The 21,220-nt window shown below is 64.9% G+C and carries 19 protein-coding genes; 11 read left to right on the forward strand and 8 right to left on the reverse strand.

The window, feature by feature from the left end:
• Positions 1 to 37 precede the first annotated feature (37 nt).
• Genes BPNPMPFG_RS24180 through BPNPMPFG_RS24190 form a run of 3 tightly spaced genes read left to right on the forward strand, consistent with a single transcriptional unit; the run spans position 38 to position 2,293 of the window.
• Positions 38 to 817 (forward strand): SDR family NAD(P)-dependent oxidoreductase, encoded by a 780-nt coding sequence (locus tag BPNPMPFG_RS24180; protein ID WP_258591146.1) that lies wholly within the window; start codon positions 38 to 40, stop codon positions 815 to 817.
• A gap of 8 nt (positions 818 to 825) precedes the next feature.
• The gene (locus BPNPMPFG_RS24185; RefSeq protein WP_258591147.1) at positions 826 to 1,410 is read left to right on the forward strand and encodes an SDR family NAD(P)-dependent oxidoreductase; all 585 of its coding nucleotides are present in this window, start codon (positions 826 to 828) and stop codon (positions 1,408 to 1,410) included.
• Positions 1,394 to 2,293: an aldose 1-epimerase gene (locus BPNPMPFG_RS24190; RefSeq protein ID WP_258591148.1), complete on the forward strand. Its 900-nt coding sequence runs from the start codon at positions 1,394 to 1,396 to the stop codon at positions 2,291 to 2,293. The genes BPNPMPFG_RS24185 and BPNPMPFG_RS24190 overlap by 17 nt, the downstream gene beginning before the upstream one ends.
• Here BPNPMPFG_RS24190 and BPNPMPFG_RS24195 read toward each other — a convergent pair.
• The 4 genes from BPNPMPFG_RS24195 to BPNPMPFG_RS24210 form a co-directional block, all read right to left on the reverse strand.
• Complete coding sequence (locus tag BPNPMPFG_RS24195; protein WP_258591149.1) at positions 2,290 to 3,051, reverse strand: SDR family NAD(P)-dependent oxidoreductase; 762 nt, start codon at positions 3,049 to 3,051, stop codon at positions 2,290 to 2,292. The genes BPNPMPFG_RS24190 and BPNPMPFG_RS24195 overlap by 4 nt on opposite strands.
• Entirely contained in the window at positions 3,048 to 4,610 is a 1,563-nt protein-coding gene (locus tag BPNPMPFG_RS24200; RefSeq protein WP_258591150.1) for a sugar ABC transporter ATP-binding protein, read from the reverse strand. Before BPNPMPFG_RS24200 ends, BPNPMPFG_RS24195 begins: the two co-directional genes overlap by 4 nt.
• A 54-nt stretch (positions 4,611 to 4,664) precedes the next feature.
• The gene (locus BPNPMPFG_RS24205) at positions 4,665 to 5,639 is read right to left on the reverse strand and encodes a sugar ABC transporter substrate-binding protein (protein WP_258591151.1); all 975 of its coding nucleotides are present in this window, start codon (positions 5,637 to 5,639) and stop codon (positions 4,665 to 4,667) included.
• 63 nt (positions 5,640 to 5,702) lie between these two features.
• Positions 5,703 to 6,713, reverse strand: a complete 1,011-nt coding sequence (locus BPNPMPFG_RS24210; RefSeq protein ID WP_258591152.1) for an ABC transporter permease — start codon at positions 6,711 to 6,713, stop codon at positions 5,703 to 5,705.
• A 270-nt stretch (positions 6,714 to 6,983) separates the two neighbouring features.
• On the opposite strand from BPNPMPFG_RS24210, the gene BPNPMPFG_RS24215 reads away from it, so the two are divergent.
• Positions 6,984 to 8,015: a LacI family DNA-binding transcriptional regulator gene (locus tag BPNPMPFG_RS24215; protein WP_258591153.1), complete on the forward strand. Its 1,032-nt coding sequence runs from the start codon at positions 6,984 to 6,986 to the stop codon at positions 8,013 to 8,015.
• A gap of 208 nt (positions 8,016 to 8,223) precedes the next feature.
• Here the strand turns inward: BPNPMPFG_RS24215 and BPNPMPFG_RS24220 are convergent, their stop codons facing one another.
• From BPNPMPFG_RS24220 to BPNPMPFG_RS24235, 4 genes are read right to left on the reverse strand one after another with little or no spacing between them, the layout of a single operon-like run.
• The gene (locus tag BPNPMPFG_RS24220; protein ID WP_258591154.1) at positions 8,224 to 9,399 is read right to left on the reverse strand and encodes a mandelate racemase/muconate lactonizing enzyme family protein; all 1,176 of its coding nucleotides are present in this window, start codon (positions 9,397 to 9,399) and stop codon (positions 8,224 to 8,226) included.
• A gap of 9 nt (positions 9,400 to 9,408) precedes the next feature.
• Complete coding sequence (locus BPNPMPFG_RS24225) at positions 9,409 to 10,398, reverse strand: transketolase family protein (protein ID WP_258591155.1); 990 nt, start codon at positions 10,396 to 10,398, stop codon at positions 9,409 to 9,411.
• The gene (locus tag BPNPMPFG_RS24230) at positions 10,395 to 11,243 is read right to left on the reverse strand and encodes a transketolase (RefSeq protein WP_258591156.1); all 849 of its coding nucleotides are present in this window, start codon (positions 11,241 to 11,243) and stop codon (positions 10,395 to 10,397) included. Before BPNPMPFG_RS24230 ends, BPNPMPFG_RS24225 begins: the two co-directional genes overlap by 4 nt.
• A gap of 4 nt (positions 11,244 to 11,247) precedes the next feature.
• Positions 11,248 to 12,021 (reverse strand): SDR family NAD(P)-dependent oxidoreductase, encoded by a 774-nt coding sequence (locus BPNPMPFG_RS24235; RefSeq protein ID WP_258591157.1) that lies wholly within the window; start codon positions 12,019 to 12,021, stop codon positions 11,248 to 11,250.
• A 139-nt stretch (positions 12,022 to 12,160) separates the two neighbouring features.
• Here BPNPMPFG_RS24235 and BPNPMPFG_RS24240 point away from each other — a divergent pair, with 139 nt between their 5' ends.
• From BPNPMPFG_RS24240 to BPNPMPFG_RS24270, 7 genes are all read left to right on the forward strand, one after another.
• On the forward strand, positions 12,161 to 13,381 hold the full coding sequence (locus BPNPMPFG_RS24240; protein WP_258591158.1) for a mandelate racemase/muconate lactonizing enzyme family protein: 1,221 nt from the start codon (positions 12,161 to 12,163) through the stop codon (positions 13,379 to 13,381).
• Between the two features lie 132 nt (positions 13,382 to 13,513).
• A complete protein-coding gene (locus BPNPMPFG_RS24245) occupies positions 13,514 to 15,910 on the forward strand; it encodes a thiamine pyrophosphate-dependent enzyme (protein ID WP_258591159.1) in 2,397 nt (798 codons plus the stop codon).
• A 32-nt stretch (positions 15,911 to 15,942) separates the two neighbouring features.
• The gene (locus BPNPMPFG_RS24250; protein ID WP_258591160.1) at positions 15,943 to 16,953 is read left to right on the forward strand and encodes a C-terminal binding protein; all 1,011 of its coding nucleotides are present in this window, start codon (positions 15,943 to 15,945) and stop codon (positions 16,951 to 16,953) included.
• On the forward strand, positions 16,950 to 17,663 hold the full coding sequence (locus tag BPNPMPFG_RS24255) for an E3 binding domain-containing protein (protein WP_258591161.1): 714 nt from the start codon (positions 16,950 to 16,952) through the stop codon (positions 17,661 to 17,663). The genes BPNPMPFG_RS24250 and BPNPMPFG_RS24255 overlap by 4 nt, the downstream gene beginning before the upstream one ends.
• Before the next feature lie 183 nt (positions 17,664 to 17,846).
• Complete coding sequence (locus tag BPNPMPFG_RS24260; RefSeq protein ID WP_258591162.1) at positions 17,847 to 18,617, forward strand: GntR family transcriptional regulator; 771 nt, start codon at positions 17,847 to 17,849, stop codon at positions 18,615 to 18,617.
• A 261-nt stretch (positions 18,618 to 18,878) separates the two neighbouring features.
• Positions 18,879 to 19,943: a substrate-binding domain-containing protein gene (locus BPNPMPFG_RS24265; RefSeq protein WP_258591163.1), complete on the forward strand. Its 1,065-nt coding sequence runs from the start codon at positions 18,879 to 18,881 to the stop codon at positions 19,941 to 19,943.
• Between the two features lie 54 nt (positions 19,944 to 19,997).
• Positions 19,998 to 21,065, forward strand: coding sequence for a sugar ABC transporter substrate-binding protein (locus tag BPNPMPFG_RS24270; protein ID WP_258591164.1), 1,068 nt, complete (start codon positions 19,998 to 20,000; stop codon positions 21,063 to 21,065).
• Positions 21,066 to 21,220: the final 155 nt, after the last annotated feature.

Here is a 21,220-nt window from a genome sequence, read left to right on the forward strand (position 1 = left end):
AATAGCATAACCCGAATTTGTCGGGAGCGGACGGGACATGCGCTGCGATTTGCGAGGCAAGGTAGCGCTTATCACCGGAGCCGCCGGCGCGATCGGCAGTTCGATAGCCAAACGCCTGTCCGACAACGGTGCCGCGGTGGTCGTCGCCGACATCGACAGCGAAGGCGCGACGCGGGTCGCGGCCGGTTTGAGCGATGCGATGGCCTGCGTCGCCGACATCCGCAACGCCGCATCGGTGGACAACGCGATCGCCGCACTCATGGATCGCTACGGTCGCCTCGACATCCTTGTCAACAATGCCGGCGTCAACACGCTGGCGCATCGCGTCACGCTGGATGAATTTCCGCCCGAGGAATGGGACCGCATCACCGGCATCGACCTCGACGGCCTCTACATCATGAGCCGCGCGGCGCTTGGCCCCATGCTCGCCGCCGGCAAGGGCGGCCGCATCGTCAACATCGCCTCGGTCGTCGGGCTTGCCGCCATGCGCCTGCAGAGCCCGTTCGTCGCCGCCAAGGCCGGCATCATCCATCTGACGCGCTCGATGGCGATCGAACTCGGGGAAAAAGGCATCCTGACCAATGCGATCGCGCCCGGCTCGGTGATGACGGCGCTGACCGCAAAACTGTTCTATGGCGACGATGGCAAGTTCGCCGGCCGCACACAAGAATTCCTCGCCCATGTGCCGCTCGGCCGGCCGGCCCAGCCGGAGGAGATCGCCGAGGCCGTGCTGTTTCTGGCCTCTCCAGCCGCAAGCTACATCAACGGTCAGGTGCTGGCCGTCGATGGCGGTTGGACGGCGGGATACGTGATGTGAGTGCCGCCATGGAAATCGATCTCGAGGGCGTTTCGGTGGCACTTGACGGCGACAGCAACCTGATCGCCGAAGCAGCGCTCGCAGCGTTACAGGCCAATGGCGGCCAGCTCGTCGAGGGCTCTCATGCGCGTGAAGCCGATATATTGCTGATGTCCTGTCCGTTGCGGCCGGGAACGGTGGCGGGAGATCCGAGATCGCTTTATGCCGACGCGCGCAAGGCAGCCGTGAGCATGACCGAGCGCGGCAGCGGACGCATCGTCTTCCTGCTGTCGGCGACCGCCGGCATGCCGATGCGCCGCCATCCGCGCTTTTCCATGGAGAACGCATCGATCCTCGCCGGCATGCGCACGCTGGCCATGGAGTTCGGCCCCAAGGTGCTGGTCAACGCCGTCGGTGTCGGTGCGGTCGAAGGCGAGACCATGGTTTCGGGCGACAAGGCGATGCTCAGCCACACGCCGGTCGGCCGCGCCGGCAGCATCGAGGAAGCGGTTGCAGCCGTGTTGTTCTTCTGCGATCCACTGAACACCTATACGACAGGCCAGATGCTGGTTGTCGATGGTGGATGGACGGCAGGCTATGGGCGCAATTTCTGAACCGTTGACGCTCAAGGCCGGGGCACTTGAGGTCGGGCTGGTGCGGCAAATCGGCGGCAGCGTGAGTTCGCTGCGCTGGCGCGGCATCGATCTCATGCGCCGGCTTTCGGACGAAGATAGTGACACCGGCAATGTGCTTGGCGTCGCCATGTTCCCGATGACCCCCTACGCCAACCGGATCGCCGGAAATGCCTTCGACTTCGCGGCGAAACGCTGGCAGGTCCTGCCCAACAATCCGCCGGAAAAATTCAACGTGCATGGCAGCGGCTGGCAACACGCCTGGACTGTCGCCAGTGCGGGTGCCTTCTATGCGACATTGTCGCTGGACATCGCCACTGGAGCAGATCCCTACTCCTACCGCGCGACGCAGGCTTTCGTTGTCTCCGACGAAGGCCTTGGCGTTAAAATGACTCTGACCAACACCGGGCCGGTTTCCCTGCCGTTCGGTTTTGGCCTGCATCCCTGGTTCGATCGCGATCCCGACGTGACGTTGCAGTTCAAGGCCGGGCGTTTCCACCTCGAAGAGCCCGAGGGCGTTTCGGGCGAACCGGTCACGCTTCCACCGGAACTGGATTTCGCCGAGGCCCGGCCTCTGCCGGGCGGCTGGCGCAACAACGATTATGGCGGCTGGGCCGGCGAGGCGACGATCCGTTTCCCAACGCGCGGCGCCGGCTTGCGCATCAAGGCCGATCCGGTGTTCAAGCACCTGATGCTCTATGCCGATCCCACAAAACCCTATTTCTGCATCGAGCCGCAGACCAATGCCTCGTGCGCGTTCAACCGGGGCCGATGGGACGATCCGGACGAGGGCATCATCGTGCTTGCCCCGGGCGAAAGCACTGCCGGCACCGTCTCATTCATGCCTTTTGCGCTTGAGTCTTAAAGCAGCCGCGCCAGCAGGCCACCATCCACTTGCATGGCGCTGCCGGTGACGAAGGACGCGGCGTCCGAAATCAGGAAGCCTATTGCCGTGGCGATCTCGGAAGGGTTGGCGATGCGGGCGATCCTGTTGGGCTCGAAGGACAGGCCCAGCGCTTCCGCGCCGCCGGCCGCTTCCAACCCGTCCAGCGTCATTCTTGTGGCGACGGAGCCGACCAGCACGGCGTTGACGCGGATGCGGTCGACGGCATAGTCCAGCGCCATCTGCCGCGACAAGCCGACGACCGCGGCCTTCGTCGCCGCATAGGCCGGCACGCCGGGAACGGTGGCGTCGGCGTGCACCGAGGCGATGTTGACGATCGAGCCGCCGCCGGCTTCGCGCAGCAGTGGCAAGGTCGCCCGGCAGACGCGGAAAATGGCTGTCAGGTTGACGGCTATGGTCCTGTCCCATTCCGCGTCGGAAACCTGTTCAAGCCGCTTGCCGGTCGGATAGATGCCAGCGCAGTTGACCACCGCGTCGAGGCCGCCAAAGCGCCCGGTCGCGGCAGTCACGGCCGCTTGAACGTCGGCTTCGCGGGTGAGATCACTCTCGCGAAAGATCAACTGGCTTTCGGCGTAGCGGCCGGCAAGCGCCTTTCCTTCTTCGCCGTCCAGCCCGGTACCAAACACCTTGGCGCCCTGGGCGACGAGATACTCGGCCGTTGCCCGGCCGATGCCGGTCGCCGCACCGGTGACGAAAACGCGTTTGCCGGCAAACATCATGACGAAACCTGTAAAGCCATCGCGTGGCGTTGCGCCTGCGCCGCGGTCACCGAGCGCAGCACGCGATCCTCGCCGCCTTCGCCACGGCGGAATTCGTCGACGAGGCGGCCGTCGGCGACGACGAGGCAACGGTCGCAAAGGCCGATCAGTTCCTCGAGTTCGGAGGCGACGATCAGCAAGGCCACGCCCTTCTCGGCGAGCTCGACCACAAGCCGGTAGATTTCGTGCCGAGTGGCCGCGTCGACGCCCTTTGTCGGCTCGTCGAGCAGCAGCACCTTCGGCGCGCGCATCAACACGCGGGCGAACAGCAGTTTCTGCTGGTTGCCGCCCGACAGATGCGTGACCGCGGCCTGTGGCGACGATGCCTTGACGTTAAGCGCGCGCATGGCGCCCAGGATCGAACTGCGCTCAAGCCCGCCGCGCACCATGCCGTGCCGCGACAAGGGCGCGAGATTACCGATGGTGATGTTGGCGCCGACCGGCAGATTGAACAGCAAGCCATCGCGCTTGCGGTCCTCGGTCAGCAGCGCGATCCCGGCGGCGCGGGCATCGCCTGGCGATCTGATCGCTACGGGCTGACCGGCAACGCGGATTTCGCCCTCGGCCGGCACGCGGCCATAGATGCCGTGCAGGATCTCGCTGCGGCCGGACCCAAGCAGCCCAGCCAGCCCGACGATCTCGCCGGCGGCGACGGAGAGGTTGATGTCCTTCGCGCCGTGAACGGCGCCGCTGTGGCCGGCGACAGTGAGCCGGCGAACCTCCAGCGCGACCGGTGCGCCGGCAGGCGCAGCGTGCTCGGGAAACAGCCGCTGCAATCGCTGGCCCGACATCGAGAAGATGAAGGTCTCGGCATCAAAGTCGTCTCTTGCGATCCGCACCGCCACCTGCCCGTCGCGCAGCACCGTGGCGCGGTCGCAGATGGCGAGCACTTCGGGCAGCCGGTGGGTGATGTAGATCATCGCCACGCCTTGCGCCTTCAGGCGGCGCAGCACGCTGAACAGCGCGTCGACTTCGGTGCCAGACAGCGAGGCGGTCGGCTCGTCCAGCATCAGCACGCGGGGTTTCAGCACGATGGCGCGGGCGATCATCACCAGATGGCGCTGCGCCGAGGTCAGCGACGCGACATAGGCTCTCGGATCGATGTCGATGCCAAGCTCGGCGAAGATCTCGCCGGCCCGCTGTTCGAGCTTCCGCTGGTGGACCAGCACGCCGTCGCCGAGCCCGGTGCGGCCGGCAAAGACGTTCTCGGCGACCGAGAGTTGCTCAAGCACCTCGATTTCCTGCGGCACATAGCCGACACCGTTCGACCGCGCGTCGGCGGGCGAGGCAAAACTGACGGGCCGGCCTTCGAGCCCGATGGCGCCGGTGTAGGAGCCGGCCGGGTGAACGCCGTTGAGGATCTTGACCAGCGTCGACTTGCCGGCGCCGTTCTGGCCAAGCAGAGCGTGGATTTCACCTGATGTCACATCGAAATCGACGCCGCGCAGCGCTTGCACGCCGCCAAAACTCTTGACGATTCCAGTGGCCGAAAACAGCGGCTCTTGCGTGGTGCTGGACACAACGATCCTCTCAGGAGATGCCGGGCCTGCAAGGTGCGGACCCGGCGGCGGGTGCTACTGGCCGGCGCTGTCCAGCATCTTGTAATAGGGGCCGAGGTCGGCGGCGGTGATCACCTTGGCCGGCAACGGATTGCTGTAGGGCACGGTCTTGCCCTGGGCGAGGTCGCCGAGCAGCTCGGCAACCTTGGCGCTCTCTTCATAGAGCGGCTGCGCGACGATGCCGTAGGCGGCGCCCGATTTCACCAGGTCGAGGTTCTGCCTGATGTAATCCATGCCGATGATGACGACGTCGCGTCCGGCCTTGCGAGCCGCGCCCGACCAGGTCTGGATGCTGTTGCCGGTGGTGCCGAAAGCGGCGGTCACATCAGGATTGCCCTGCAGGATCGCCACCGCCTTGGCTTCGGCCGCCGACGGCTCGAAGCCCTCCATCTGCGTGTCGAGCACCTTGATGCCGGGGTATTTCGCCGCGATGGTCTTGCGGAAGGCATCCGACATGGCGTTTTCGGTGTCGTTGGACGCGCCTTGCGTCAGCGTCACGGTGCCCTTGCCGCCCAGCTTGTCGCCGATGGCGATGGCCGCATTGGCGCCGACATCGGCAATGTCCTCGCCGGTCGCAGCCTTGAGGCCGGTGACGGTGCCCTCCGGCGGCAGGACATGCCAGGTGACGATCGGAAAGCCTTCCTTGGCAAGCTTGGTGATGTAGGAATAGATCGCCGGATCCACACCATAGACGCCGATGGCATCGTACTTGGTGCGGGCAAGGGCTGCTTCGGCAAGCGGCACCGTCGCCGGAATGTCCCAGTTTGTCGCGCTCGGGTCGCCGACGACCTCGCAGGTGTAACCGAGTTCCTTGCACTTGTTGAGGAAGCCTGCCTGCATCAGCCGGTGCACGGGATGATCCTTCATCGCCTGCACCCACAGCAGGTGCACGTCGGCAGCCCGGGCAAGGCTCGCCGAGCCGAGCGACGTGGCAACCACCGCCGCCGCCAGCGCGGCGCCGATCAGTCCTTTTTTCAGATCGATTTTCATGTCCTACCTCCCTTGGTTCACCGGCTTTTTGCCGGCGCGATATCCACATTCTCTCCGGGCTGCTTAGGCCCCGGCGATGAAGTAGCGGCGGCGCAAAATGTCGAGGCCGACGGCCATGACCATGATCACGCCGACCGCGATCTGCTGCCAGTTGGAGTTGACGCCGATGACGACGAGGCCGCTCTGCACGACCTTCAGCATCAGGATGCCGACGACGCCGCCGGCGACGGTGCCGGCCCCGCCGAACAGGCTGACGCCGCCGACCACGACGCCGGCGATCACGGTCAGTTCCCAGCCGCTGCCGATCGAGGTGCCGCCGCTGCCGAGATCGGCCATGACGAACATGCCGGCGATCGCCGACAGCGCGCCGACGACGATGAAGGCGCCGATCTTGTAGGCATTGGTGTTGATGCCGACGAGATGCGCCACTTCCTTGTTGTCGCCGGTGGCATACATGTTGCGCCCGAGCACGGTGCGCCGCAGCACGAAGTCGGCGGCGATGGCGGCGATGATGAAGAAGGCAAAGCTCCAGCCGAGGCCGAAGGCCAGATCGGTGCCGCCGATGACGTTGATGGCTTCCGGCAGCGGATAGACCGGATAGCCGCCCGTCACCACCTGAATCAGCCCCTGGCCGATGAACAGCATGCCGAGCGTCTGGATGAAGGCGGGAATGCCGAGCCTGACGACGATCAGGCCGTTGACAACGCCGATCAGCGCGCCAACGCCGATGCCACCGAGAATGGCGACGGCCACCGGCAGGGCGGCAGCGGTCATCAGCTTGGCGGCGACCACGGCGGACAGGCCAGCCACCGAACCGACGGACAGGTCGAATTCGCCGGCAACCAGCAGGATGGTCTGGCCGATGGCGATGATGCCGACAAACGACACGACGTTGAGAATGGCGCGGATGTTGCGTTCGGACAGGAACGCCGGCTCGAGCAGCCAGAAGAAAGCGATCAGCAGGGCCATCGCCGCCAGCACGCCGACTTCGCCGACGGCAATGATGCCGATCAGTCGCCGCCGGAACGATTGCGCATCCCGGGGCGGCGAGCTTACGTCAGCCGCGCTGTTCATCCTGACCTCCCTGGCGGTGCCTGCTGCCGGCTCTTGGCGAGCCAGCCCCTTGCTCCCACGCCGATCCTGGCGCGCTCCTTGATGCCATTAAGATTATAATATTATAACTTGTCAACGGTGAAATTTTCCGGTCGCCCGATGACCAGGCATATCGCTGGGCGATAGCCAGGCGTGTCGCTGGAAAGCGTCCGCCGCAACCGCTATGAATGGGCTGATATCGCGTGATCCGGAGGACATCTTTGGTGGGTCGCGCTCTCTTGGAGCATGGTGATGACCGATAAGCCGTCGGCGGGCGAGAAGAAGCCGCAGCGCCTTGGCGTCCGCGAGATCGCCAGGCGCGTCGGCGTCGCGCCGATGACGGTGTCGCGCGTGCTGTCCAATCCCGACATGGTGTCGCCGGAGACGCGCGCCAAGGTTCTGGAAGCCATCGAGCAGGCCGGATTCGTGCCGAACCGGCTGGCCTCCAGCATGCGGGGCAATGGCAGCATGATCGGCACGGTGGTGCCGCCGCTGATCAATTCGGGCATCGCCGAACAGGTGCAAGGCATGTCCGACGAGTGCCATGAGAGCGGCTATTCGATGCTCCTGGTGCAGGGTGAGTTCACGCAGGAGGCCGAGGAAAAATCGATCCGCACCTTGCTCGGCTGGCGCCCGGTCGGCATGATCCTGCAGAGCTTCGTGCAAAGCGAGGCGGCCCGCGCGCTTCTGAGGAGCAGCGGTGCGCCGGTGGTCGAGATTTCCGAGATCAAGGGCCGCAAGCCGATCGACATGGTCGTCGGCGTCTCCAACTTCGAGACGGCGTATGCCATGACCATGCATCTGGCGGCCAAGGGCTACAAGCGCATCGGCTTCGTCTCGACGCCGATCCACGGCAATGACCGTTTGCAGCAGCGCCGCACCGGTTATCACGCAGCGCTCACCGAACTCGGTTTCACCAACCATGGCGACATGGAGGTCGAGGTGCCGATCACCGCGCAGGGCGGCGCCGAGGCGCTGGTAACGTTGACCTCGAGGCACAGGGACATCGATGCCATCTTCTTTTCCAGCGACACGCTGGCCGTCGGCGCCGTGCAGGAGTGCCATCGGCGGCGCTGGGCGGTGCCGGGCCGGATCGCCATCGCCGGCTATGGCGACATGGATCTGGCGGCGCAGCTCTATCCGCCGCTGACCACGGTGAAGGTCAATCGCTACGAGATGGGCCGGCGCGCCGTGCGGCAATTGCTGGCAAGGCTCGGCGGCGACACCAAGGTGCCGACCATCACCAGCCTCGGCTTCGAGATCGTCGACCGCGACAGCGCCTGACTTCGTCATCCTAGGGCGGAGCAGCCGCGAAGCGGCGTCGCGGAGACCCTAGGATCCATGCCGCGACCGATACCGAATAGCGCCGCGGAACAGAATTCCGCACCGCCGCGGCGCTCTGATGTCATGGCATGGATCCTAGGGTCTGCGCCGCGTCGCTGCGCTCCTTGCTCCGCCCTAGGATGACGATGGGAGGGGGCCGAGCCTAAGACTAGCCTGGCTTCCCTCCCTCACGGCGGCCAAGGCGCTTTTCCCAGCCCTCGGCATGGACGTTGAGATAGGCGTCGGGATCGTAGGGGTGATCCTTGATCGCATCGATGTTGAGATCGATGCCGAGCCCCGGCGCGTCCGGCAGCGACAGATGGCCATTGTCCGGGTTGACGGTCGGGTGCCAGGTCACGAGGTCGCGCGTCCATGGATCGTTGAAGGCGTCGAAATGCTCCTGGATCAGGAAATTCGGCACCGCCGCCGCCAGTTGCAGGCACACCGCCGTTGCCACCGGCCCACCGCTCTGATGCGGGGCGATATGGCTGCCATGCGCCAGGGCCAGATTGGCCACCTGCATCGACGGCCCGATGCCGCCCAGCGACATCGGCTCGGGCTGGAAGATGTTGACGCCGCCGCCGGCAGCCAGCGTGTAGAACTGGCCGACCGTGTCATACATCTCGCCGGTCGCCACGGGAATCGGCGAACGATGCGCCACTTCGTGCACGGTCTCCTGGCGGTCGCGCGAGGTCGGCTCCTCCCACCAGTAGATGTCGAGATCGGCGAATTTTTGGGCTGCTTGAATTGCGGCGATCTCGGTGAAGCGTGCATGCACGTCGATCAGGATCAGCGTGTCATCAGGCAGCCTGTCGCGCAAGGTTCGGCAGATCGCGTAGGAAAGCTCCAGCTCTTCGCGCGAGATGAAACCTTGCGCGGTGCCGAACGGGTCGAGCTTGAACGCCTTGAAGCCCTTGGCCAGCACCGCCTTGGCGGCCTCGAGAAAAGCCTCCGGCGTGCGCTCGGTGCGGTACCAGCCATTGGCGTAGCCGAGCACGCTGTCGCGCACTTGTCCGCCGAGAAGCTGGTGGATCGGCACGCCGAGGCTTTTGCCCAGAATGTCCCAGCAGGCGACTTCGATTGCCGCGATCACTGTGCGGTGGATATGGCCGCCATCCAGCGAAACACTGTCCAGCATGCGCTTGGCCAGCGCATTGATACGGCGGGGGTCCTGGCCGATGGCGAGATGCTTGAGCTCATGCACGCCGGCTTCGGTGGTCTTGATGAAGCCGTTCAGCGTGCCTTCGCCGACGCCGTGAATGCCCTTGTCGGTATGCACCTTGACGAAGAGCCAGTTCTTCCAGCCGGCGCCGACGGCGAAGGTTTCGATCTCGGTGATCTTCATGCGAAAGTCCTAACCCAGTGCAGCGATCGTTGCGATGACGGCTTCGGTCGTCAGGCCATACTTCGCTTGCAGGGTCGGCACCGCGCCGCATTCGATATAGCGGTCCGGCAGGCCGATGCGCGTCACTGTCTTCGCAATACCGGCATCGAACAAGCTCTCCACGACAAGGCTCGCCAGCCCACCGACGACGACATGGTTTTCGGCGGTAACGACATGGCTGACATCAGCCGCGAATTCGGCCACCGCCTCGGCGTCGAAGGGCTTTATGGTCGGCACATGCAGCACGCCGGCGGAGATGCCGCGCTTGTGCAAGGCATCCGCCGCGTCCAGCGCCCGCTCGGTCATGAAGCCGGTCGCGATGATGCCGACATCCGCACCCTCGCGAAGCCGCCGCGCCTTGCCGATCTCGAACTTGTAACCGGGCTCGAACACGACAGGCACGCTGCCGCGCAGCAGGCGCATGTAGACCGGCCCATGATGCTCGGCGATCGCCTCTGTCGCCGCCTCGATCTCGGTCGCGTCGCAAGGATCGATGATGGTCAGGCCGGGGATCATGCGCATCAGCGCCAGATCCTCGATCGCCTGATGCGTGCCGCCGTAGCCGGTCGTCAGGCCGGGCAGGCCGGCGACGATCTTGACGTTGAGGTTGGAGTGGGCAAGCGCGATGGCGACGAAATCATAGGCGCGCCGCGTCGCGAACACACCGTAGGTGGTGGCGAACGGCACCTTGCCGGTGCGCGCCAGCCCGGCCGCGACAGCGACCAGATTCTGCTCGGCCATGCCGACATTGAAGAAGCGGTCCGGGAAGGCGTCGCGGAACGGCAGAGTGTCGGTGTATTTGCCGAGATCGGCCGTCAGCCCGACAATGTCGGGATGGCTCTGGCCGAGCCTGGCCAGCGCCCGGCCGAACGGCGCCTCCACGCTTTGCCGGCCGCCGCCTAAAACTTCGTCCTGGCCCATGGCCAAGGTCCGTCCGGCCTCCATCGCGGGACCGCTCATTGCTGTGCCCCCACGCTTTTGTCGAACTCGGCGATGATGCCGTCCCATTGCGCCACGTCGATGCGGAAGAAGTGCGATTTCTCGCTGGTCTCGATGCGCGGCACGCCCTTGCCCGGCAGGGTGCGCAGCACGATCGCCTTCGGCTTGCCGTTGCGTTCGCGCGCATCGGCCAGCGCGCCAACCACGGCATTCATGTCATTGCCGTCGATTTCGAATGTTTCCCAGCCGAAGGCGCGCCATTTGTCGGCCACCGGCTCCATGTCGAGCACGACCGGCCCATCGGCCTGGATGCCGTTGCAGTCGATTAGCGCCACCAGCCCGTCGAGCTTGAAATGGCTGGCCGACATCGCCGCTTCCCAGGTCGAGCCTTCCTGCATCTCGCCGTCGGACAGTTCGACGAAGACGCGGGCGTCGGAGCGATCGACGCGCAGCCCGAGCGCCTGGCCGACGCCTTGTCCCAGGCCATGGCCGAGCGAGCCGCCGATCATTTCGACGCCGGGCGTTGTGTCGAGCGTCGACATCTCCAGCCGGCTGTTGTCGGCGCCATAGGTGACCAGTTCCTCGACCGGAAGGATGCCGGCCTCGGCAAGTGCTGCCCACAGCGCGATGGAATAGTGCCCGGTCGACAACAGGAAGCGGTCGCGGTCCGCCCACGCCAGATTGTGCGGGTCATAGCGCAATTCGTGGAAATACAGCGCCGCCAGCGTATCGGCGATGCCGAGGCCCTGGCCGATATAGCCCTGGCCCTGGCCGCGCGCCATGGTCAGCATGTGGCGGCGCAATTGCGTTGCCTTGCGTTCGAGCGCGCTGACGTCGGCGGTGCCGGGAGGGGAGTTTCGCAGCATCTGATCAGTCCTTGTCGAGCCCGCCCGACATGTTGAGCCGCTCGGCGGTCATGTATTTCGGCGCATCGAGGCAGAGCCAGACGACGGCCTCGGCGACCTCGGAAATCTCGGCGCGGCGGCCGAGCGGAATGCGGCGCGTGCGCTCGTCGAGAAAGGCTTGCAGATCGTTGCGGCCATTGGCTCGGGCGAGGTCGGCCTCGGTCGAACGCTGCATCTCGGTGTCCATCATGCCCGGCGCCAGGCTGTTGACCAGCACGCCGTAAGGCGCGAGCGCCACGGCGGCGGCACGGGTGATGGAATCGACGCCGGCCTTGCTCGCCGTGTAGGCGGTGTAGTCGGGCAGCGCCATGCGCGAGCCGGGCGAGGTGATGTTGATGATGCGCCCCGAGCGCTGCTCGCGCATCACCCGCCCCGCCGCCCTGCAGGCCATGGCAAGGGCTGTGACGTTGAGCGCCAGCGTGCGCGTCCACGCCTTGTAGGTGGCGTCGAGGAACGGCTCTATCACGCCATAGCCGGCATTGTTGACGAGGATGTCGATGCCGCCCCAACGCGCCACCACTTTTTCCACCGCCGCCTCCGGCGCGCCCTCTAGCGTGAAATCGCCGATGACGGTCTCGGCTTCGCCACCTTGCTCTCGAACCAGACGGGCGGTCTCGGTCGTTCCCTCCGCATTGATATCGGTGATTGCGACGGCGCAGCCGCGCCGGGCCAGCTGGATCGCCACCTCGCGGCCGAGGCCGCCGGCCGCGCCGGTGACGAGTGCTCTCTTGTGCGTCATGTCATGAATTTCGGCAGGCAAGCAAGCGCCCTCCCAGCGGTCATCTTGACGTATTTGATACCGGTACCATAAATGACTGTCAACGAGATATGCTATCGTCCGATCGGTCATATGGTCGTTCGGAACCGGGAGGAAAGAGATGAAAGTCGTCGCGCTCGAAACGCTGCAGCTGGCGGAGTTCCCGTTCCTGTTCTGGTTGCGCGTCCACACCGATGCCGGCATCATTGGCACCGGCGAGACCTTCTGGGCGCCGGGGCCGGTCGCCTCCTACATCCACGACAATGTCGCCGCCTATCTCCTGGGCAAGGACCCGCGCGACATCGAATTGCACGACCGCACGCTGGGCAGCGTCTATGTCGGCGCGCGCGATTCCGGCGCCGAGGTGCGCGGCAACTCCGCCGTCAACATCGCGCTGTGGGATATCTATGGCCAGGCGCTCGGCGAGCCGGTCTGGCGGCTGCTTGGCGGCCGCACGCACAAGAGCGTGCCGATCTATAATACCTGCGCCGGCTATAAGCATGTCCGCGCCACCAGGAAAAACGCCCTGTTCGAGCGCGGCGAGGACTGGTCGCTGAAGGCAGGCGATTCGAATGAAGGCCCGTATGAGGACCTGCTCGCCTGGCGCTACAATGCCGGCGACCTCGCCAAAAGCCTGAAGTCGGAAGGCATCAAGGCGATGAAGATTTGGCCGTTCGACATCGCCGCCGAGGCTTCGAACGGCACCCGCATTTCGCTTGCCGATCTCGACAAGGCGCTGGAGCCGTTCCAGAGGGTCCGCGACGCTGTCGGCCGCGACATGGAGATCATGGTCGAATTGCATGGGCTGTGGACCCTGCCGCCGGCGCTGCGCATCGCCGAAGCCCTCAAACCTTACGACGTCGCCTGGCTGGAGGAACCCATCCGCTACAATGAACTTGACGCCATGGCCGAGCTTGCCCGCCACACCTCCATTCCGGTGGCCGCCAGCGAGCGGCTGGCCTCGCGGCAGATGTTCAAGCAGCTGATCGACAAGCGCGCGGCCAGCGTGATCATGATCGACCTCGCCTGGTGCGGCGGCTTGAGCGAGGCGCGCAAGATCGCCAACATGGCCGAGGCCAGCGAACTGCCGGTGACCTTGCACGACTGCACCGGGCCGATCGTCTATGCCGCCAGCTGCGCGCTGTCCGCCACCTTGCCGAACGTCAACTACCAGGAAGCGGTGCGTGCCTATTTCACCGGCTGGTACACCGAGATCGTCGCCGACATTCCGCCTGTCAGCGAGGGCCATGTCGCGCCGCTCGAAGGTCCGGGGCTTGGTCTTGGTCTCAGGCCGGAACTGTTCCAGCGGCCCGATGCCACGGTGCGCATCACGAAACTCTAGCTCTGCGCACGGCCCCCTTCAGAGCCAGTAGACATTATGCTATTATAATCTATTATGAGCCGGAGCGGGTGACCAACAAGCTCGCCGCCGGCGCTCTGCCGCCCGGCGCAAGACGGATTCAGGGAGGCTTTGGTGGCAATTTCTGCGGCGCGCGCACGCGAGGATTCTAGGGGTGCGCCAAATCTGCCCGACCGGAAAATCCTGCTCGACCTGTTCGAACGCATGGTGCTGTTGCGCCGCTTCGAAAGCATCGCCCAGATCGCCTGCCGCAAGGGCGAAACGCCTGGGTTTCTGCATCTCTATATCGGCGAGGAGGCGACAGGCGTCGGTGTCTGCGCGCATCTGCGGCCGACCGACTGGGTCACCTCCACCCATCGCGGCCATGGCCATGCGCTGGCCAAAGGCGCCGATCCCGGCCGGGTGATGGCCGAGCTGTTCGGCAAGGCCGACGGCATTTGTGGCGGCCGCGGCGGCACCATGCATCTCTACGATCGCTCGGTCGGCCTGTTCGGCACCAACGGCATCGTCGCCGCCGGCATCGGCCATGCCGTCGGCATCGGCATGAGCGCGCGCCAGCAGGGCCGCGACGACATCGGCGTCGCCTTCTTCGGCGACGGCGCCGCCAACCATGGCGGCTTCCACGAGGCGCTCAACTTCGCTGCCGTGCAGCGCGCGCCGGCGGTCTTCGTCTGCGAGAACAATCTCTATGCCACCGCGACGCCGCTAAAATCCATCACGCTCAATCCCGAGATCGCCACCAAGGCCGCGTCCTACGGCATGCCTGGCGTCGCCGTCGACGGCAATGATGTGTTCGCCGTCTGGCTGGCCATGAAGGAAGCGACCGAGCGCGCCCGTTCCGGCAAGGGGCCGACGCTGATCGAGGCCAAGACCTATCGCACGGTCGGCCACCATGAGGGCGATCCGGTCATCGGCACCTACCGCACGCAGGAAGAACTCGACGCCTGGATCAAGCGCGATCCGATCGACATGTTCCGCAAGAAGCTGATCGAGGACTATGGCGTCGCCGACGCCGAGGCGCTGGCGGCCATCGAAAGCCGTATCGAGAAGGTGGTCGAGCACGCCTTGACCTTCGCCCGCAACTCACCCGAGCCGGACCCCGCTACGGTGCGGCTGCATGTCTTCGCCGATCCGATCAACCCGCCGGCCGCCCTGCAGCCGCGCGCCGTCGGCGAGACGCGCACGCAAGGCTGGCTGGAGGCGGTGCGCGACGGCATCGCCGAAGAGATGCGCGCCAATCCGGCGATCCTCTATTTCGGCGAGGGCACCGGCGAGCGCGGCGGCAGCTTCGCCCACACCAAGAACCTCTGGCAGGAATTCGGCGCCGAGCGGATGGTCGACACGCCGATCTCCGAACAGGGCTTTACCGCCGCCGCCGTTGGCGCTTCGGCCACCGGAGCGCGCACGGTCTCGGACCTGATGTTCGCCGACTTCGCTTTCGAGACCGCCGGGCAAATCTTCCTGCAGGCGGCGAAGCTGCGCTACATGACCAGCGGCCTGATGAGCGCGCCGATGGTGGTGCGCGTCGGTGCCGGCGCGCTGCGCAGTTCCGGCCCGCATCACAGCGGCATCTACCATCCGGTCTTCGCCCATATGCCGGGGCTCATCGTCTGTGTTCCCTCGACCCCGGCGGATGCCAAGGGGCTGATGAAGACGGCGCTGAGGGCTGGCGATCCCGTCATCATGCTCGAACCCAAGGCGCTGTTCGCCTCCAAGGGTGAGGTTCCGGTCGGCGACCATTATGTGCCGTTCGGCGTCGCGCGCATCGCGCGAGCCGGCGCCGACATCACCATCGTCGCCGCCGGCCAGATGGTGCAGCGCGCGCTGGAGGCGGCGGAAGCGCTGGCCACCGAGGGCATCGAGGCCGAGGTCATCGATCCGCGCACCATCATGCCGCTCGACATCGACACGATCGTCGCCAGCGTGCGCAAGACCCATCGCCTGCTCGTCGTCGACGAGGCCTGGGCGATGTGCGGCCTGGGCGGCGAGATCGCCCAGGCGATCAACGAACTCGCCTTCGACGAACTCGACGCCCCGCCCGGAAGGTTGCACACCGCGCCGACCTCCCACCCCTTCGCACCGGTGCTGGAGCGGGCCATGCTGGTGGACACGGCGCGCATCACCCAGGGCGTACGCGACGTCATATCAGGCAAGCCGCCGGTGCCGGATCACTGGTACACGGTTGGCCTGAAAAGTGCTGCGCCGGCTAAGCCTGCACTGGCCCCGGCCAAGCCGCAACCCAGCGCGCCGGCGGCTCCCGCTCCCATTGCCGGCGACGACGAGCCGATAACAATGCCGTTCGGCGATCTCACCGTCAGCGAGGGCACCGTCATCAAATGGCTGAGGGCGGTCGGCGACGCGGTGAGGGAAGGCGAACTGATCGCCGAGATCGAAACCGACAAGGCTGTCGTCGAGATCGAAGCGCCCATCAGCGGTACGCTTGTCGCGATCGACCAGCCGGTCGGCGCTGTCGTGCCGATGGGCGGTCGCATCGGCGGCATCAAGAAATAATCATCCTTTCACGCGAAATCCGAAGGGCAAGCATGAAGATCCTGTGCGCCAACTGGCAAGCCGCCGACGAAGCCGAACTCGAGCGCGAGCATTATCCCGACATCGAGTTCATCCTCGCCAGGTCGACCAACGACAAGGCCGCCGTGCTCGATCCGGCCGTCTGCGAGACGGTCGATGCCATCATCAACTATTCGCCGACCCACAATGTCGCCGCCGCCCCGACCGCCTTTCCCAGGGCCAGGATCGCGGTACGCTCCGGCGTCGGTTTCGACAACATCGACACGGCGGGCTGGGGTGCGCGCAAGATTCCCGCCTGCAACGTGCCGGACTATGGCACGACCGAAGTTGCCGACCACGCCATCGGCCTGATGCTGGCGCTGACGCGCGGCACCTCTGCCTGTGGCGCGGAGCTTTCGGGCAATGGCACTGAGGGCTGGCATTTTTCCAAGGCGCCGCTGGTGCGCCGGCACAAGGGCGCCATTTTCGGCATTGTCGGGCTCGGCCGCATCGGGCTGGCCACCGCGCGCCGTGCCTCTGCCTTCGACATGAAGGTGGTGTTTTACGATCCGCATCTTCTGTCCGGCGTCGACCTGTCGACCGGCTACGAGCGGGTGCATTCGCTGGCCGAGCTGATGGGGCGGGCGGATGTGGTCAGCGTCCACACGCCGTTGAGCGAAGAGACCCGCAAGCTGCTTGGCGCCGCCGCTTTCGCCGCCGCCAAACCAGGGCTCGTGCTGATCAACACCGCGCGAGGCCCGATCGTCGATCTCGACGCGTTGGAAGCCGCAATGCGCAAGGGCATTGTCGCAGGTGCCGGGTTGGACGTGCTGCCGAACGAACCCGGCGACCTCGACCATCCGCTGCTGGCGGCATGGCGTCGCCGCGAGCCGTGGATCGCCAACCGGCTGATCGTCACGCCGCATGCCGCCTTCTACAGCCCCGCTTCGATGCGCGACCTCAGGCTGAAATCGATCGAGGTGGTGCATGCCTATCTCGCCGAGGGCCGGCTGACGAACTGCGTCAATGCCGGGTATCTGAAATGAACGCAATGGCCCCGCAGACACGGCGGCTGGCGGTTTCGCCCTATGCGCGCCGTCTGGCGCGCGAGCGCGCGATCTCTCTCGAAGCGCTTCGCGGCAATGGCCCCGGCGGGCGCATCCTGGCAGCCGATGTGCTTGGCTTCATCCTGGTTACCGCGCCCATAAATCCGCCTGCTGCCACGCCCCCCGTTGCCGCGCCCCGCGTCGCTGCCTTCGCCACATCGATCGCGCTGGATGCATTGCGTGAATTGTTGGCTGCGCTGGAGAACTCGGGAAAAAAGTTCGCCATCGACGACATCCTGCTGCGAGCGGCGGGTCGGGCATTCGGAGAAACTCCTGACATCGCCAAGGCCGGCGAAGCGGCGGTGGCGCTGGAGCTGGCAGGCCGGCAAGCGCTGTTCGCGACAGCCCCGGAGATGCCCCTGACTTTGCTGCGCGCAGCAAGGCTTGCGGCTCTGGCCGACACCCTTGACGAGGCGGAAAAACTGGCTGCACTGTCCCTGCGGTTGCTGCCGGCGAGCGACATCCACCCGGTGATGATGCCGCTGTTGCCCGGCCGCGCCATGCGCCTGACTGTGTCGGTCAACACAGCCGGCGATCATGCCGACTGCCTGCTGACAGCGGATGCGGCGCGCGTTGACGAGGCGGCCGCCGCCGCGTGGCTCACGGCCCTGAAATCCGCGATCGAAAACCCGCTTCGGCTCTTCGTCTAGAGCAATTCCGGGAAAAGTGTGTAGCGGTTTTCCGTCCGGAATTGCGTCAAAACAAGAGATAGAGCGGTTCTGCGTTTCCATGAAACGATGAACCGCTCTAAGCCGGTCGATCGTCGTCGGCGTTGCCTAGCCTCGGGCGAAGGAAGCTATTATAAAAGCTCCGACACAGGCGCGACGAGGCTCATGGATCACTCCGTTCCCACCATCGACAGTCTTCCCAAGCGGACACTCGGCCGCGCCAACGGGCCGCTTTACCGCCAGCTCGCCGACATCCTGCGCGAGCCGATCGGCAATGGCACCTTTCCGGTCGGCGGCGAGTTGCCGAAGGAAGCGACCATTGCCGAGCACTTTGGCGTCAGCCTGATCACCGTGCGCCAGGCGCTTCGCGATCTCGAGGCCGATGGCCTGATCAGGAAGCGGTCGGCCAAGCCGGCGGTGGTCGCGGCGCGCAGCCCTTCTGTCAATCTGAGCTGGAAGTTCAAGAATTTCGCCGACATGGCGGCCTTCACCAAGGACGCGCTGCTGACAGTGAAATCCTATCGCAAGGAGGTTTCTCCCGTACTCCAGCGCCATTTCGGCATGGGCAAGGACGAAGCGGGCTATTGCCTGCGCAGCGTGCTGTCGATCGGCGAGCAGCGGAAGGCGCAGATCACCACCTATTTCCCGCCCGACATCGGCGCCAGGCTGAAGCGGGAAGACTTTTCCGACGTGTTGATCTTTCGCTCGGTGCAAAAACATCTCGGCCTGCGCCTCGACGTGGCGCATGTCACTGTGCGGGCCGAAATCGCCGACGAGGCGGTTGCCGCCGACCTCGGCATTGGACTGGGCAGTCCCGTGCTGACGGTGGAGATGCTCTATCAGTCGGCGGATCAGCGCAGCATCGAGTTTTCCGTCGCCCGCCACCCGGCCGATATTTTCAGCATCACCTACGACGCGCCCAACGACCTGTCCTGAGGGCGCCCGCTGCGGCATTTTCCTATGCTGGCCGCATGGACAGGCCTATAAAATTATAATAGCATGATAGCTAGGCTGAGTGCCGGCCGAAAGAGGAGTTGCCGGGAGGAGATCCGGTGAGAATCCACTCTCGAACGCAGCCTCGGGGGAAGCTCCGTCAAATTGACAACTGCAATTGGTACCGGTATCAATTTGTCGTCTTCATCCGATAGAGATGGCGCAGTCCATCGCCGGCTGGGCAGGAAACGCAGGGAGGAGACCATGAAATTGAAGAGCTTGTGCGCCGGCTTCGTGGCGCTTGCCGGGGTCGCGGCCTTCGTTGGAGCGACACCCGGCCATACGCAAGACAAGAAGCCATACACCATCTATCTCTCGAACAATTTCGTCGGTAATGACTGGCGCCAGCAGATGGAGCGCGTCGCCAATGTCGCGGTCAACAAGGGTCCGCTGAAGGGCCGCGTCGACCTCAAGATCGAAAATGCCGAGAACACCGTTCAGGCGCAGATCAATTCGCTGAACAACATCATCCGCCAGAAACCAGCCGCCATCCTCATCGATGCATCGTCGGCGGAAGCGCTCAATCCGACCATCAAGAAAGCCTGCGACGCCGGCATCATCGTCGTCAGCTTCGACCAGACCGTGTCGGCGCAATGCGCCTACAAGCTGCACTCCGATTTCGACATCATGGCCAACAACCAGGCGGAATGGATGGCATCCATCCTCGGTGGCAAGGGCAAGGTGTTCATGGATCGCGGCCTCGCTGGCGCGCCGATCTCCGAGCAGTTCGAGAAGAATTTTGGCGCCGTGCTGAAGAAATACCCTGACATTCAAATCGTCGGCTATTTCAACGGCAACTATGCTGCCGGGCCCGAACAGGAAGGCGTCGCCAGCCTGCTCGCCGCCCACCCGGAAGTCGACGGCATCTTCTCGCAAGGCTATGGCACCGGCGCCATCAAGGCGCTGCAGAATGCCGACCGGCCGCTGGTGCCGATCGTCGCCGCCGCCTTCAACGGTACCGGCGTGGTATGCGCCGAGACCAAGGGGGCAAAGTGCTGGCTGGGCGCCAACCCGCCATCGCTTTCCGCCGAGGCGATCAAGCTCGCGGTCGACATTCTGGATACCGGCAAGAAGCCGGCCGAGACCACCGTGCTGTTCAACTCACCCGGCCTGACTACGGATATGGTCAATGCCAAATACGCCGCCAACTCGTCGGCGGTCAGGATCGAACTCGGCAAGACCGTGTTCGCCGATCTGGCGCCGGGCCTGTCGCTGCCGGTCACGCCAAGCTGGGTCGAGATCACACCCAAGGAGGCATCCGGAAACTGATTCGCGCCGGCAATGGCGTCGATATTTCGAAACGAAAAATGGGAGGAGAAAATCATGAAATCATTGAGCCGTAACATCGGTCTTGCCGCACTTGCCGCCACCATGATGGCGATCGGCATGCATGCAGGCCACACCGAGGACAAGAAGCCCTACACCATCTATCTCTCGAACAATTTCGTCGGCAATGACTGGCGCCAGCAGATGGAACGCGTCGCCACCGTTTCGGTGAACAAGGGACCGCTGAAGGGCCGTGTCGACCTCAAGATCGAAAACGTCGAGAACACGGTCCAGGCGCAGATCAATTCGCTCAACAACATCATCCGCCAGAAGCCCGATGCCATTCTGGTCGACGCCGGCTCGGATTCGGCGCTCAACCCGACCATCAAGAAAGCCTGCGACGCCGGCATCGTCGTCATCAGCTTCGACCAGGTGGTGACCGAGCCCTGCGCCTTTGCCGTGGCTTCCGACTGGGACCGCATCCCCTCCGTCATGGCCGAGTGGATGGCCAAGCAGCTTGGCGGCAAGGGCAACATCATCCTCGACCGCGGCCTTGCCGGCGCGCCGATTTCGGCGCAACTCCAGCAGGGCTATGAGAAGGTGCTGGCCAAATACCCCGACATCAAGGTCGTCGGCTATTACAACGGCAACTACGCGCTCGGGCCGGAGCAGTCGGGCGTCGCGGCACTTCTCGCCGCCAACCCGCAAATCGACGGCATCATGACCCAAGGCTATGGCTCAGGCGCCATCCAGGCGCTGAAGGATGCCGGCCGGCCGATCGTCCCGGTCGTCGGCTTCTCCTACAATGTCGCAGCACTCACCTGCGCACAGACGCAAGGCGCCAAGTGCATCCTCGGCTCGAACCCGGCCTATCTCTCGTCGGAAGCGATCAAGCTGGCTGTCGACATTCTCGACACCGGCAAGAAGCCGGCTGAACGCTCCGTCTCGGTCAAGGGCGACTTCGTCACCACCGATCCCTTCGAGTCCCAGCTTTACCCCGGCACCAAGATGATCAAGATCGCGGTCGGCGAAAACGCCTTCCCCGACCAGGCGCCGGGCCTGACGTTGCCGATCACGCCCGACTGGGTCGAGATCACCGCCGCGGAAGCCGCCGGCAGCAAGTAAGTTCTGGTACGGGCAATTGCTTGGGTGATTGTTGGATCATCGGGCGTTGGCGCCGCCCCTCATTGCCCTGCCGGCACTTTCTCCCCGTATAGTGACGGGGAGAAAGACGCTTTCGCCGATGATTTCGCCAATTGTCGGCGGTGCAGCCAGCTCCC

Origin of the sequence: Mesorhizobium sp. AR07 (genome assembly GCF_024746815.1) — a bacterium.
GTDB lineage: Bacteria > Pseudomonadota > Alphaproteobacteria > Rhizobiales > Rhizobiaceae > Mesorhizobium.

Excerpts from the sequence above, each read along its gene's own strand:
- BPNPMPFG_RS24180 (WP_258591146.1), top strand. The coding sequence starts at position 38 with ATGCGCTGCGATTTGCGAGGCAAGGTAGCGCTTATCACCGGAGCCGCC.
- BPNPMPFG_RS24220 (WP_258591154.1), bottom strand. The coding sequence starts at position 9,399 with ATGAAGATCACCGAGATCGAAACCTTCGCCGTCGGCGCCGGCTGGAAG.
- BPNPMPFG_RS24195 (WP_258591149.1), bottom strand. The coding sequence starts at position 3,051 with ATGATGTTTGCCGGCAAACGCGTTTTCGTCACCGGTGCGGCGACCGGC.
- BPNPMPFG_RS24255 (WP_258591161.1), top strand. The coding sequence starts at position 16,950 with ATGAACGCAATGGCCCCGCAGACACGGCGGCTGGCGGTTTCGCCCTAT.
- BPNPMPFG_RS24230 (WP_258591156.1), bottom strand. The coding sequence starts at position 11,243 with ATGCTGCGAAACTCCCCTCCCGGCACCGCCGACGTCAGCGCGCTCGAA.
- BPNPMPFG_RS24225 (WP_258591155.1), bottom strand. The coding sequence starts at position 10,398 with ATGAGCGGTCCCGCGATGGAGGCCGGACGGACCTTGGCCATGGGCCAG.
- BPNPMPFG_RS24270 (WP_258591164.1), top strand. The coding sequence starts at position 19,998 with ATGAAATCATTGAGCCGTAACATCGGTCTTGCCGCACTTGCCGCCACC.
- BPNPMPFG_RS24190 (WP_258591148.1), top strand. The coding sequence starts at position 1,394 with ATGGGCGCAATTTCTGAACCGTTGACGCTCAAGGCCGGGGCACTTGAG.
- BPNPMPFG_RS24215 (WP_258591153.1), top strand. The coding sequence starts at position 6,984 with ATGACCGATAAGCCGTCGGCGGGCGAGAAGAAGCCGCAGCGCCTTGGC.
- BPNPMPFG_RS24205 (WP_258591151.1), bottom strand. The coding sequence starts at position 5,639 with ATGAAAATCGATCTGAAAAAAGGACTGATCGGCGCCGCGCTGGCGGCG.
- BPNPMPFG_RS24260 (WP_258591162.1), top strand. The coding sequence starts at position 17,847 with ATGGATCACTCCGTTCCCACCATCGACAGTCTTCCCAAGCGGACACTC.
- BPNPMPFG_RS24235 (WP_258591157.1), bottom strand. The coding sequence starts at position 12,021 with ATGACGCACAAGAGAGCACTCGTCACCGGCGCGGCCGGCGGCCTCGGC.
- BPNPMPFG_RS24265 (WP_258591163.1), top strand. The coding sequence starts at position 18,879 with ATGAAATTGAAGAGCTTGTGCGCCGGCTTCGTGGCGCTTGCCGGGGTC.
- BPNPMPFG_RS24185 (WP_258591147.1), top strand. The coding sequence starts at position 826 with ATGGAAATCGATCTCGAGGGCGTTTCGGTGGCACTTGACGGCGACAGC.
- BPNPMPFG_RS24210 (WP_258591152.1), bottom strand. The coding sequence starts at position 6,713 with ATGAACAGCGCGGCTGACGTAAGCTCGCCGCCCCGGGATGCGCAATCG.
- BPNPMPFG_RS24240 (WP_258591158.1), top strand. The coding sequence starts at position 12,161 with ATGAAAGTCGTCGCGCTCGAAACGCTGCAGCTGGCGGAGTTCCCGTTC.
- BPNPMPFG_RS24250 (WP_258591160.1), top strand. The coding sequence starts at position 15,943 with ATGAAGATCCTGTGCGCCAACTGGCAAGCCGCCGACGAAGCCGAACTC.